Below are 13,765 nucleotides of genomic sequence, written 5' to 3' on the forward strand. Positions count from 1 at the left end.
AATATGATTGATACCACATCTGAACAAAATCGTAATATTTCTCAACAATATCTAGAAAACGATAATCACAATCAACAGGCTTTATCTGTATTACTAGAGCAATTTTTAGGCAAAAAAGACCAAATTCTTGTACAGCAAACCCAGATGGGTGGTATTGAAGCTTATGTAGGTTCTGTTACATTGGAATGGTTTGCAAACAGAGTTCAGTTTGCTTCAGCTTTACCTTTGTTGCAAAAAAAGTACAACCCGGAGACAGAGAATATTGAAATTGATGCGGATAGTATTGATGAAGTTCAGCAACGTCCTCTCGACTGGTCACGTCAAGCGCCGTTAGTACAGTATTTAGCAGCTAGAAAAAATCATAAGTTCCCACCTGTATTAGTTGTAATTAATCAACCTTGGGTTGATAATCCGCAAGCAGATGAGTGGGATAGTGAGGGAATTGCTAAAAAAGCTACTACTGATTTTACACCTTTAGATGAAAATGGCACAGTAGGTTTGTTGAATATTGCTGAAGAAAATATCAGTATTTATGCGTTAGATGGTCAACATAGATTGATGGGAGTTAAGGGTTTATTAGAATTAATTAAAACTGGAAAATTGAGACGTTGTAAAAAGGATAAAACGCCTAATGATAGTTTTATCACTTTATCAGATTTAATAGAACATTATCAAGTAAATGAAAATTATTTACATAATATACCACAAGAAAAAATTGGCATTGAGTTTATTTGTGCGGTTAATGCTGGGGAAACTTACATGGAAGCAAAACGGCGGGTAAGGTCGATTTTTGTTCATGTAAATTTAATGGCTGCACCTTTAACTAAAGGTCAGTTAACACAATTAAATGAGGATGATGGTTTTGCTATTGTAGCGCGAAAAATTGCGGTTACACATCCACTTTTAGAAGATAAAGAGAATCGGAAAGAACGCATAAATTGGAATAGTGCAACAGTAGCAACTAATTCTACTGTATTAACGACGCTGCAAGCTTTACAAGATATGTCTGAACGATATTTAGGGCAAAAATTCCCCCATTGGAAACCTTTGGAAAAAGGGTTAATTCCTATGCGTCCAGATGATGAAGAATTGCAGGAAGGAATTGAAGATTTTAGAGAGTTATTTGATTATTTAGCGAGTCTTCCTAGTTATAAGATTTTAGAACATGAAGATACACCAGTTTTGCGAAGATTTAGTTTTGAAAAAGGTGGTGGTGAAGGAAATATGTTATTTCGTCCAGTTTCTCAAGTTGCTTTAGCGCAAGCTTTAGGAATTTTGGTTTTTAAAAAAGGTTTTACTTTAGAAGCTATATTTAAGAAGTTGCGAAAATTTGACCGTCAAGGTGGTTTTAGTGAGATGGAATTTCCCCATTCTTTATGGTATGGAGTTTTATATGACCCCAATAAGAAGCGGGTACAGGTAGCAGGAAAAGATTTAGCGGTGAAGTTATTAGTTTATATTGTGGGGGGAATGACTGAAAAGATGGAAGTTGCTGCTTTGCGTAAGGCTTTAGCTGATGCTAGAACTATGGAAGATAATACTATTGGTTTTGATGGGAAGTTGGTTGAACAGCAAGATGTAGGTTTACCAGCAGTTTTATAGTTAAAAACAGTTATTTGTTTGCTGACACACCCGCCCGGAAATTAATTTCCGGGCTAATAGCTAAAGTACGTTAAAACGTACTATATTTTGATATCTAATTAAACCAAAATACAATCAAATTTTATTTTCTAAATAGAATAAATAAAGATTAAATAGTCGGTTAAAACCGACTTTAGCTTTGAGACAGGGAATTTATTCCCTGGCTTTAATATTTATTAATATTTATGAATGAAAAATGTTTTGACGATGCCATTCTAAAGCTTCAATATCTGGAAAGTATTTCTCTATTCGAGGAAGTATGAGTTTTTCACCATGAAAATCTTTTATCGGTTTAGCATGGGGAGAAACTTCTTCCAATTCTTTACTAACTATAATTGTGTATTTCTCATCAACACCAAACCAACCTCTATCAAATGCCCAATGATGATTTTTACATAAGGCTATTCCGTTATGTATTCTGCTGTCATAAAATTGTGAAAATGGTTTTATATGTGCGCCGTCAACTATATTTTGGCTGAGATTTTTGTTAACTATTAAACCACAAAAGGCACATTGACAACCATATACAGAAACTACCGCTTTTCTAAAAAAAGCATTTCTAATGATTGTTTTTTGCAACCTATATTTAGGATTATTTTCAACAGCTTCAGGTATTATTATTTCATCTTCAAAGTTTTGATTAATTTGTAAAATACTATCTATTTGATGATCTATATCAGGAAAAAAAGCTGCTATCAGTGCATCTAATAATTCTTTTCTAGAGAGTTCATTTTTCAAAAATTCAAATAATTCACTATCTAAGTAAGCATACTCTACAGATTTTTTTAATGTGTTAGTTGTTTTTGGTTGTAAGCCATTAAAATCAGGTTTAAATTCTAAGTGCCAAAAACCTTCACTTTGTAAATGAAAGAAAGGATAGTGTAACCCTCCTGTATAAGAATGTGATCCTATTATTTGCCAATATTTTTCAAATGTTTCAATTAATTCATCTGATACTCTAATTTCATTTATGTCAATAATATCTCTGCTAATTAAATCTATAATTGATAGAATTAAGATAGGTTTATGTAGAGCAGTACCACGTTTTTTGCTGTTGCTGACATTCAGATTAGATAATTTTTGACAGTATAATGTTAGATTATCCATGTTTTTAAAAACTGATTAAATGTAATTAATGTGTAATTTTTTAATTTAGGAATTTTCTTAAATCAAATTCTCCTGTTTCTTCATTTTTCTTGTCTTTATCAGATATTAAAAATAATAAAATTGTGTCTGAATAATCAATTGAACCTCTAAGTTCACCTTGCAAAATTTCTAAACCACCATTAGCGTATTCTTCAAAAATTTTATGACGTTGATTTTCATATTCTTCCTCATTAGGAGATAAAATTTGAATATTCTGAGTTTCTGTAATTCCCAATAATTTAATTACAGTATCATATCCCATTGATATAAAAGTTTCTAACCTTATTGGTGCTGGTTCACGTTTAGAAACCTCCTCAAAAGGAACACGCTTCTTATTCTTTACTCCCAAAGCAGCAGCAAAAACAATCACATCAGCAAAAGTTTGAAAAGGACCATATCCACCATCAGAAGAAATTAAAGCCTTAACCAAATCAGCCTTATCTTTTGCAACCCTGATTCTACCAGATTCAGCCATAATATTAAAATCTAAACTCTTGCTATCTTACAACAAATTGCATTAACTAAAATCAAACCTTTGCGTTATTAATCTTTGCGTCTTTGCGTCTTTGCGTGAGATAAATCATAATGTTGGGTTTCCTCACGTCAACCCAACCTACAATAATTATCCTTCAGTTTTCACCGTCAAAACCTGCGGAGGAGTAGAATCAGGAGGATACAAAAAATCTACCTGAACCTGTCTTTTTTCCCCTGGTGCTAACTGCAAATTTACCAAAGCATCACCCGGTTGTCCGCGACGCTGCACCAAATGAACATAGCGCGTTTGTTCACTTCCCTTATTATCCCGATAACGTACCCGCACCGTCCCCCGGAAAAATACTTGTTCCACAGGTGGTTTTAAAAACAATAATCTATCTGTACCACCTTCATCCTTAACAGGTGTTTGCACTGATACAGTTACATTTCTCGCTTGACTGCTAGAATTGAATAAAGGCAAAGTTAAATTATACTCTACACCGTAATTACTATGGGCAAAATACGCCGTATCAGCATAACGTTTTAACATTTTTGCACTCTGTATTTGTCCGGTGCTGAGAGTGATTAAATGTACAGTTCCTAAAGGATAAGAAATTGATCTTCCTGGTTGGGGTAAAGTTAAATTATTTACACTTGCATTATCTGTAATATTTGCTTCCCATCTTGTTCCTTCGGACACACCAGCAACGCGACTAAATACTGTGGGTTCTCTGGGAGGGTCTAAAGGTGTGGGGATAGGGTCGCGCTTTCCTGCTAAACTGCCAGTATTGAGGAGCTTTTCCCATGCTGTGACAGTGGGGGGAGTTTGACTACTCATAGCTAAGTTTGCCATAAAAATGGGGCGATCGCTACTCAACCGCATCATCACCGTGCGACCATTGGAAGAAGGTGCTTGGACAGAAATCGGTAAATTAGCTAAAATTGCGGTTTTTCCCGGTTCTATCACCAACTTTTCGGGAAATATCCCCTGTTTAACACCCCGCAAAACATCACTCATAGTTCTACTTCCAGGACCAGCATAAACCGTTCCTTGGGAATTATCCACCATATCCGGTAAATCAATAAAAGGTGCTTCCCTAGAAAGATAACTAGCAGCGTTTAAAACTTGTAAAGTCGCAGGTTCATTACCGGGGTTATGCACAATTATACCTTGGTAAACGGTGCGATTTTGAGATGAATTTTCTGCTCTGACAATATGATGAGAAAAGACATCAAACCGACCTTGAAAAGCATAATTTAAATGTGCATCCTTTACCTGTTTACCATCTGGTGAAAACGTAGAAAGTAAAATTCCATCAGTATTCACAAGTTCAGGACTATTACTATTAAAAGTAGGAATAGTATCTAATTTACCTGGTAAAGTGCGAACCTCTTGGGGTTGAACTTCTACACCTGCAATATATTGAGGAGGAACAGCATAAATATTTAAAGCTCGACACATCAAAGCTGCAACTTCTCCCCTAGTCACTTGTTGCAGAGGTTTCAATTGTTTAACATTAGGATAATTAACTACAATACTATTAATAGTTCCCGCAGCTATAGAACTTTGAGCATAGTTAGGAATTTGTTGAGCATCATCAAAATAACGTTGTAATATTTGCGTTGGGTTAGCAACAGAATTATAATTTTTACCACCAGCTATCACACCAATAATTTGCGCTCTAGGAATTTGTTGGTTAGGTTGAAAAATACCACCTGGATAACCAGAGAAAAATCCTTTTTGATAAGCGGTAGTAATAGCTTTATTTGCCCAAAAATTGCTAGGTACATCTTTAAATATTACCGCATTGCGTTTAATAGAAGCATCAGGAAAAGCATTCAACATTAAAACCGCAGCTTCCGCACGGGTAACAGTTGCATTAGGACGAAAACTACCATCAGGATAACCCGTTAATAATTTTCTTTCTCCTAATATTTTAATACAATCATTTCCCCAATAACCTTGAGTGTCTGTAAAAGCTAAAACCGGCGAAGGTAAGAGGGTTAAAAAAATGATGAATGAGATTTTTTTGATTGACATTTTCACACCTGATAATAAATTTGCTTTCTCTCTCTGCGACTCTGCGACTCTGCGTGATATAAATCATCTAAAAATTGACAACAACCAACGATTAACTTCTCCATCATCTTGATTTTGACTACGTTGAATTGCTTCTTTTACAGTTTCTATTTGCAAACCTGGTAAAACCTTGGATTCCTGAATTCTTCTACTTCCTCCGTCAATAATTTCAAAAGCAATTATATCATTATTATTAGCATCCATTACCCAATATTCTTTTACCCCCAACCTTTCATAAAGCAACCGCTTAAAACCCAAATCATCATTAACAGAAGAAGCAGCAATTTCTACAACTAAAGTAGGTGCTGCAAACTCATTAATATTCACAGGTGAATTAGTCAAAGGTGGAAATTTCACCGCATCACCAATATAAAAAGCTAAATCAGGTTGACATTCACTTTCATTTGTTCTGCGAAAACTGGTATTTACCCATCCTTTGATTTTAATATTTTTCAAGGCCGCAAATAAATTAACAACATTAGAAACAACATTGTTATTGCTACCATGAATTGAACCAACTGGAGACATTTCCACCCTCATGTAATTTTGATAGAAGTAAAATCTTCCCTCCTGATAATCAGAACTATCAGCAAATTCGAGAAATTCATCCCAACTTACCTTTACCCAGGTATCTGTATCAATCTTAGGTAAATTAACAATAACCATGATATTACCTCTCTCCTTCCACTTCAATAATTAAAAATCAACTTTTTCTCTTCTTCTTCTCTTCTTCTTCTCTTCTTCTTTCTTCTTCTTTCTTCTCTTCCTTCGTGTTCTTCGTGTCTTCGTGGTTCGTTCATCTTCTATCTTTCCACCTCAACAATTTCAGTATACTCAAAACCATTAGAACTTTGCCTAACCAAAGCGTATTTCTCCCCACCCACATCAATAAAATCTTGTTCACAGTCAGGTTTAGAAGAATAATAAGTCAGCACATATTCCTTACCGATTCTATCAATAATCTCCTCCTCAACTTCCACCCTCCATTGCGTCTTTGTCACCAAAACAACCAACTGATTTGCTAATTTAGGAATAGTTTGTGCAATGTGACGACGAGAATTAGCATCTAAACTGCCAAAAGGTGAATCCATGACAATAGGAAAGGTGCTACTATCAGGAACCATCATGATTTTTCGCTTTTCACTCCATTCTCTGACTTTATCAATAATACTTGCGATAAAAGACAAACTGAGAATTTGATTTTCTCCTGTAGAAGCTGCTACCGGTGCTTCTATTCCTGTGGTATTTTCGACTAAAGTTAGTTCATATTTTTCGGTAATCTTGGGAATATAAGGAGTTACAGAAATTTCTGCAAATATTTCCTGTACTCGCTTTTCTAACTGCAATCTAAATTGGTTTTCTTGTCTATTTTTCACCTCCATTAATCTTTCAATTGCATCTTGCGTTGCGACCATCCGACGCTGTGCTAATATTTGTTTTTCTTCATTCTGTTTTTGTTTAGAAATCTGTTTCCCCAAAACATCAATATCTGCTTTTAGGTGAGTAGATTCTTGTTGATTTGCACCTTGTTCTCGATTTAAGTCATCAATTTTTGCTTCTATTCCATCTAACCGTTTTTGCAAACCACTAATATCCTCATTGGGGTCTTTTCGCAAAATTTCCTGAATTTTATCTAACTCAGTTTCTACTTCAGAAATAGATTCTCTTAACTGATTAATTCTTGCTTGTTCTCTATCGACATTTTCCCAAAATAAATTTGCTTGTTTATCAATATCATCAATTTGCGCTCCCATCCTAATCGCTGTTTCTTCCACAGAAGAAGAACCTGTTTTTCTCAGTAAAGATTTAACATGAAAATGTCCATGTCCACCTTCTTTTAAATCTGCACCACAAATACAACGTCCAGATTGAATTAAATCAGAAACAAATTCTTTAGAAATTCCCGAAGTTAATTCTCCCCGTTGTTTTAAATCGGTGATAATTTCCCGAAATTTTTGATTAGTATCATCTAATAAAACTGTATAGGCTTGTTTAGAAATAATCTTTTTGAGTGCATCCTTAGTCTTTTTGAGTTCTTCTTGATTTGTGCGTTTTTGAGTTTCTAAATTCTGCCGTTTTTCTTGTAACTCTTTGACTGCACTTAATTCTATCAAACGTTTACTGACATCTTTTTTAAACGTCTGTTGATTTTCTAACTCTTGTTTAATTTCTATTTGTCTTTGGTTAATTTTTTCAATTGCTGTTTCTAGTTTGGTTTGTTCATTTAATAACTTTTTAGTTTCCGCATCACCAATAGCAGCTAAGTCATTATCTAAGCTTTTCTTCGCTTCTTTTAAATGTTTGATTGCTAACTCAATGACTTTTACACCTAAAAATGTTTCCGTTGCTTCGGCAATTTCTGTCTTTTTATCAGAACGGACAATTTCTTCAATTCTTTCACCATCAAAAAAGAAATATTGATGTAAACTAGCTGGTAAAATATTGTTGATTATTTCTTCTGCTGGTTCTATCGGAAAACCCCATTTACCGTCATCACTAGCATATTGAATTGTTAATTTCGTTTTTGTCGCTTCAATTGTGGTTGAATTTTTATAAACTCGACAAGTACGTTTAGCTCGGTAGCGTGTTCCTTCATGTTCCCAACCAACTTCTACCCAACATTCAACGGGTTGATTTTCTTCGACTTCGGAAATTGCGCGTTTATTAACTAACTGTTCTATCGCAGCAAAAGCAGCAGTAAATTTTTCATATAAAACCCAGGTAAAAGCATTTAATAAACTGGTTTTTCCCGCACCATTATTACCATGAATGATTGTCGTGTTACGAAAGTCTCCACTAGCAATGACAATTTCTGGTGTTTGACCATAAAAAGAGCGAAAATTGCAAAGTTTAATGGAAGTCAATTTCATTGTACTGCTTCCTTGACTATAGTTAAAATATCATCGTTAATTGCACCTTTGCTTTTCCGTGCTAATCTCGATTTTTCTAATTTACATACTCGCTCAATTATTTGCTTGACTTCCGGTGGTGCGGTGTTAATTGGTGCTTGTACATCTTCAAGATTTGATTCTGTGGACATGACTGATTTAAAAATAGGCTTTTACTCTATTTTAACCATCTCTGTCGCTGTAATTACAACTGTGAATTTACTGTTACGTTTAACTTCAAATTATGCAAACTATCGAGAAAAAATTTATGATTTTGCAGCTAGAAAGGGTTGCGGTTTCTATTTATTGATGGTAGGATAAATATTATCAAGCTATATAATGGGATGTAGCTTGGTTTAAAAATTTTACAAATATTCCATTATATTAGAATAATACCGCTGCCCCAGTGCCGGGTCAATATCCTTACCATCAATTTTTGCCCCCCCAAAACAAGAAAATCAAGGGATATGTCTATACTAACCCACCAGAGGGTAATATCTTCTTGCGTCTTTGCGCGAAACCAAAATCAAATATCCAACAAACCATATCGTTTTTGCAAAGCCAATAATTTCATCCGTGCTTCTCCAGCATTATCAGCCAAATCTGCAAATTCAACAAACCGCCGCAACTCCTTTTTTAACAAATTGCGTTCCACCTCAATAGTGTCCCTGTCCAAATCAGGAGGTAAAATAATCATATCAAAAATCGTCGCTCTATCCTTACCCGGATGGGGACGTAACACCCTACCACGACGCTGGATAAATTGACGAGGATTACCCGAACTTGATAAAATCACCGCAGTTTGAATAGCAGGAATATCCACCCCTTCATCTAAACAACGAATAGCCACTAAACCTTGCAATTCACCGCTTTCAAATTGTTGTCTTAAAATCTCCCTTTCTTGTAAAGAAGTGTGTGCGGTGTAGGTGCTGACTTTATAACCCAATTCTACGCCCAAAATTTTCGCCACAGCTTTGAGTTGACGCAGAGATGAACGGTGTCCGGTTTCTTGAGAACCATCGCTACAATAAAACAGAGTATGGCTTGTTTCCCTGCGAGTTTGCATTAATTCTCGCAAAGCCGTTAATTTATTTTCTGCTGCACCTATTAATCTAGCGCGTTTCATTAATAAAGATTTAATATCTTCATTATCTTCAAAATCGCCAACATCACCTTCTTCTCGTTCTCGATACTGAAGAGAACGCCCAATTCTCTTGGTTAATTTCAAATAAGCAATACTTTCTATCTCCGTTAATTCTACAAGAACCGGATAATATAAATAATGTACCAAAGCCCCTTGATTAATAGCATCCTGCAAGTTAAACTCAGGTTGTAACACAGGACCGAAATAGTCAAATAAAGATTGAGTACCCCCATCATCAAAATATCTTTCCGGTGTTGCAGATAAAGCCAGTCGCAAACCCACATTGCGGGGTAAACTTGCTTCTAACTTAGGTGCGCCTAAATTATGAGCTTCATCGCCAATAATTAAAGTTTTTGGGGGAAAATATTTAAGTTGGGATTGAAACCCCTCACTAATTAAAGTCAAGTTAGTGGTGATCACCGTCACGAAACCTTGAGAACCGGAACGCAGATTATATAATTGCGTTGACAATTGACTTTGCCAAGTACGTAAATTCTCGAAAGCCAAAATTGGCTGCAAGTTAAATTTATCACATTCTCTAGCCCATTGGCTGACAAGATGACGGTAAGGACACACCACTAACAAGACTTGTAACCCTATTTGTTGGTATAATTCGCAAGCGATCGCCAGTGCAGTAATAGTTTTACCACTACCAGTAGCCATTTTTAGCGTCCCCCTACCATTATTAGCAAACCAGCTAGTAATAGCTTGACGCTGATATCCCCGCAATTGCAGAGATAAAGGCATTTTTGGACATCCTGGTAATGATTGCTGAATTTGATAACTGCCCTTTTTTTCTCCCACAAAAGGCAACTTGAGAGAAAAAGCAGGTTGTTTTTTTATTGGCGATCGCGTTAAATACATTATGATGCTGGTGATTGGTGATTGGTGATTGGTGATTGGTGATTGGTGATTGGTGATGGGTAATGGGTAATGGGTAATGGGTAATTACCAGTTCCCAGTCCCCAGTCCCCAGTCCCTAATTATAATTCCGCCAAACACCCACTAAAGAACCTTGTACCTGTACTTGCATGGCGGGTACTTCGATGGGTTGATACTTAGAATTAGCAGGTTTGAGAGTCACCATATCTTCCTGAAGATAAAAACGTTTTAACGTCGTACCATGACCTTCCACCCTAGCGGCCACAATCGTACCATTTTTTAACTGATTGGGTTCTGCTACTGGACGCAAAAACACCACATCACCATCAGCAATTAAATCTTCAATCATGCTATCACCAGCTACCCGCAAAGCATAGCTTTGGGGAGGTAGAGATAAATTAGCTAAGTCTAAATGTTCAACCGCATCGGTAAAAGGTTCAATTAAACCACCAGCAGCGATAGTGCCTAAAATCGGTACACCTTGTTTAACAGCACGCAAAACCCGAATCGTTCGCGCCTTACCTTCAATCCACTCAATATATCCCTTATTGCGTAAATGTTCCAAGCGGCTTTGAATAGGTGCTGGTGACTTCAGATTCATCCCTTGCATCATTTGGCGAATAGAAGGCGAATGCTGATTGATTCTTATATATTCTGCCAACCATTCGTATAATTCTTGTTGAGCTTCTGTTAGTCTTTCCATGATTTTGTGGGGAAGTAATTACAAATGTCCCTAGAGCATTTGTACTACAAAAATCTTCCCTTAACAAGATTTAGATAAATATTCATGGTAATTGGTAATTGGTAATTGTTAATTGTTATTTATCTGACTCATTAGCCATTACCAATCACCAATACCTTTATTTTGCCCCTAAAATGCTTGCCAGTAAAGCTTTTTGAGCGTGTAATCGATTCTCTGCCTGATCCCAAACTTTTGATTGAGAACCTTCGATTACTTCATCGGTAATTTCTTCACCACGATGGGCTGGTAAACAGTGTAAAACAATTGCCTCTGGATCGGCAAGACTTAATAATTGTTCAGAAATTTGATAGGGTTGGAAAATTGGGAACCGATTATCAGCTTCTGCTTCTTGTCCCATACTTGCCCAAACATCAGTATAAAGAACTTGTGCGCCCTTAGCTGCTGCTTCTGGATCATGGGTGAGAATAACTTCAGTTTTACCATCAGCTATAGCCCTAGCTTTTTCCACAATTTCTGCATCTGGTGCATATCCCGAAGGAAAAGCTACCCTCACATTCATTCCTACCAAAGCACAACCCAACATCAGGGAATTAGCCACATTATTGCCATCTCCGACGTAGGTAAGAGTTAAACCAGCCAGAGTGCCAAAACTCTCTTGAATCGTTAATAAATCAGCCAATACCTGACAGGGATGTTCTAAATCTGTCAGGGCATTAATTACCGGAATTTTGGCATAATTAGCAAAAATTTCCAAATCCCGCTGGGCAAAAGTGCGAATTGCCAGGATATCCAAATAACGATCCAATACCCTAGCAGTATCCTGTATAGGTTCACCCCGACTAACTTGTGTGACATTAGGATTAAGGTCAATTACCTGTCCACCAAGTTGGTACATAGCGACCGTAAAACTGACTCTTGTTCGAGTTGAAGCCTTAGAGAACAATAAACCCAACACCTGATCACAATGCAACTTTAGCTTTTGTGACTTGAGTAGGGTTGCCATTTCTAGAACTTCTTGCAGTTCTGTGGAACTCAGATCCGCCAGACCTAATAAATCTCGTCCGATCAATGCTGCCATGCTGATGATTTGTAAATAATAATGATGTTTTTCTGTGTCTTCACTCAGCTGCGTCAACAGGAATACAGTCTTAAAACTGTACCAAATATTGTTGCCTTGATCTACGGGATTGCAGATAGCTTGGTGATAAATGATAAATTTTCAACTTCTATACACAATTTCGCTTTTTATACAAATATCTTCGCGCTGAAAATTAACCATGATGCAAGGAAGAAATTTTTTTGTCAAAAACACTAGACAAATTTCTGGTTTATGATATTATTGGAAATCGGTGGATGTCTTAAACATCATTACCGAACACGCCAGCATAGCACAGTGGTAGTGCATCCGACTTGTAATCGGAAGGTCGCGAGTTCAAATCCCGCTGCTGGCTCTTGTGTCTTCACTAAACACTTATAGAAATTAAGTTAGTATTCTATTGTTTAAGCTGCCTAAATCCATTTTAGGTACACTGCTAATACAAAGTTTAGATGCCGCTGATTAGAATAGACATCTCCGGTAATTAAATGTGCGTGGTTTGAAACCCTTGTAGAGACGTTCCGGCGGAACGTCTCTACCATATTTCCGGAGAGGTCTAATAATGATGTTAATAAAAATTAACCGTAGATAAACGCAGATAGACGCAGATAAAAAGGGCTAAATTCATAGATTTTACGATTCTGTGCAAACTCATATTAAATTGGTAGAACATCATACTGTTTATAGGAAAGCAATATGCAAACTAACCAAACATTATCCTTACCGAGTATGGGATGTGGAACTTGGGCATGGGGAAACCAACTGCTTTGGGGATACAATGAAAGCATGGATGACCAACTACAACAGGTATTTAACCTCTGTGTGAGTAATGGTGTCACTCTGTTTGATACTGGAGATTCTTATGGTACAGGAAGATTAAATGGACGTAGTGAGTCACTTTTAGGAAAGTTTGCTAAAGAATATCAAGGATTAAATCAAAATAATATTTGTATTGCTACTAAGCTGGCCGCTTATCCTTGGAGATGGACAAGAAAATCAATTATTTCTGCTTGTAATGCTTCTGCTAAAAGATTAGGGAAAAACGTTGATTTAGTGCAGATGCACTGGTCAACAGCTAATTATGCACCTTGGCAAGAAGTAGGTTTATTAGATGGTTTAGCTGATTTATATGCACAAGGTTTAGTTAAAGGTGTAGGTTTATCTAATTACGGTACAAAAAGATTATTGTGGGTACATAAAAAATTTCAGGAAAGGGGAATACCGATTAAAACTTTGCAGGTGCAATATTCCTTATTATCTACCTATCCAGTCACGGAATTAGGTTTAAAAGATGTATGTGATGATTTGGGAATTAAATTAATTGCTTATAGTCCTTTAGCTTTGGGTTTATTAACAGGTAAGTTTGCAGAAAATGGCAAATTTCCTAAAGGTGTAAGGGGTTTTTTATTTAAACAAATCTTACCAGGGATTAAGGGAGTTTTAGGAACATTAAAAGAAATAGCAGAACAGAGAAATAAAACTATGTCACAGGTTGCTATTAATTGGTGTATTTGTAAAGGTGCAATTCCTATTCCTGGGGCGAAAAGTCTGGAACAAGCACAGCAAAATATAAGTGCTTTAGGTTGGTTGTTGAGTGATGGGGAAGTTACAGAATTAGATAGTGCTGCGGCTAAGTCTGAGAAGAAGATGGTGCAGAATATTTTTCAGACAAAGTGAAAGAATTAGGTAAGTAAAAAAGGAAGATTAATGT

11 protein-coding genes and 1 tRNA gene are annotated in these 13,765 nt (G+C 36.3%); 3 read left to right on the forward strand and 9 right to left on the reverse strand.

From position 1 onward, the window contains the following. Window positions 1–3: 3 nt before the first annotated feature. Window positions 4–1,602, forward strand: coding sequence for a DGQHR domain-containing protein (locus H6G06_RS01525; protein ID WP_190556379.1), 1,599 nt, complete (start codon window positions 4–6; stop codon window positions 1,600–1,602). Window positions 1,603–1,824: 222 nt separating this feature from the next. Here H6G06_RS01525 and H6G06_RS01530 read toward each other — a convergent pair whose 3' ends face one another. The 9 genes from H6G06_RS01530 to argF all read right to left on the reverse strand — a co-directional run bounded on the left by H6G06_RS01530 (window position 1,825) and on the right by argF (window position 12,036). After that, window positions 1,825–2,748: an HNH endonuclease gene (locus H6G06_RS01530; protein WP_190556381.1), complete on the reverse strand. Its 924-nt coding sequence runs from the start codon at window positions 2,746–2,748 to the stop codon at window positions 1,825–1,827. 40 nt (window positions 2,749–2,788) lie between these two features. Beyond that, window positions 2,789–3,262, reverse strand: coding sequence for a DNA phosphorothioation-associated protein 4 (locus H6G06_RS01535; RefSeq protein ID WP_190556383.1), 474 nt, complete (start codon window positions 3,260–3,262; stop codon window positions 2,789–2,791). A 147-nt stretch (window positions 3,263–3,409) separates the two neighbouring features. Beyond that, window positions 3,410–5,302, reverse strand: a complete 1,893-nt coding sequence (locus tag H6G06_RS01540) for a DUF3370 family protein (RefSeq protein WP_190556385.1) — start codon at window positions 5,300–5,302, stop codon at window positions 3,410–3,412. 63 nt (window positions 5,303–5,365) lie between these two features. After that, entirely contained in the window at window positions 5,366–6,007 is a 642-nt protein-coding gene (locus H6G06_RS01545) for a Uma2 family endonuclease (protein ID WP_190556387.1), read from the reverse strand. A 137-nt stretch (window positions 6,008–6,144) separates the two neighbouring features. Next, window positions 6,145–8,211: an AAA family ATPase gene (locus H6G06_RS01550; protein ID WP_190556389.1), complete on the reverse strand. Its 2,067-nt coding sequence runs from the start codon at window positions 8,209–8,211 to the stop codon at window positions 6,145–6,147. After that, window positions 8,208–8,381, reverse strand: coding sequence for a hypothetical protein (locus H6G06_RS01555; protein WP_190556391.1), 174 nt, complete (start codon window positions 8,379–8,381; stop codon window positions 8,208–8,210). The genes H6G06_RS01550 and H6G06_RS01555 overlap by 4 nt, the downstream gene beginning before the upstream one ends. Window positions 8,382–8,755: 374 nt before the next feature. Then, the gene (locus H6G06_RS01560; protein ID WP_190556393.1) at window positions 8,756–10,237 is read right to left on the reverse strand and encodes a DNA phosphorothioation system restriction enzyme; all 1,482 of its coding nucleotides are present in this window, start codon (window positions 10,235–10,237) and stop codon (window positions 8,756–8,758) included. Window positions 10,238–10,352: 115 nt separating this feature from the next. Then, complete coding sequence (gene lexA / locus H6G06_RS01565) at window positions 10,353–10,958, reverse strand: transcriptional repressor LexA (RefSeq protein ID WP_190556395.1); 606 nt, start codon at window positions 10,956–10,958, stop codon at window positions 10,353–10,355. 157 nt (window positions 10,959–11,115) lie between these two features. After that, the gene (gene argF / locus H6G06_RS01570) at window positions 11,116–12,036 is read right to left on the reverse strand and encodes an ornithine carbamoyltransferase (RefSeq protein WP_190556397.1); all 921 of its coding nucleotides are present in this window, start codon (window positions 12,034–12,036) and stop codon (window positions 11,116–11,118) included. A gap of 301 nt (window positions 12,037–12,337) precedes the next feature. Here argF and H6G06_RS01575 point away from each other — a divergent pair. Together H6G06_RS01575 and H6G06_RS01580 are read left to right on the forward strand one after the other, a co-directional pair. Beyond that, window positions 12,338–12,409: transfer RNA gene (locus H6G06_RS01575), tRNA-Thr, on the forward strand. Between the two features lie 341 nt (window positions 12,410–12,750). Next, a complete protein-coding gene (locus tag H6G06_RS01580) occupies window positions 12,751–13,731 on the forward strand; it encodes an aldo/keto reductase (protein ID WP_190556399.1) in 981 nt (326 codons plus the stop codon). Window positions 13,732–13,765 lie beyond the last annotated feature (34 nt).

It is taken from the genome of Anabaena sphaerica FACHB-251, assembly GCF_014696825.1.
Lineage (GTDB): Bacteria > Cyanobacteriota > Cyanobacteriia > Cyanobacteriales > Nostocaceae > RDYJ01.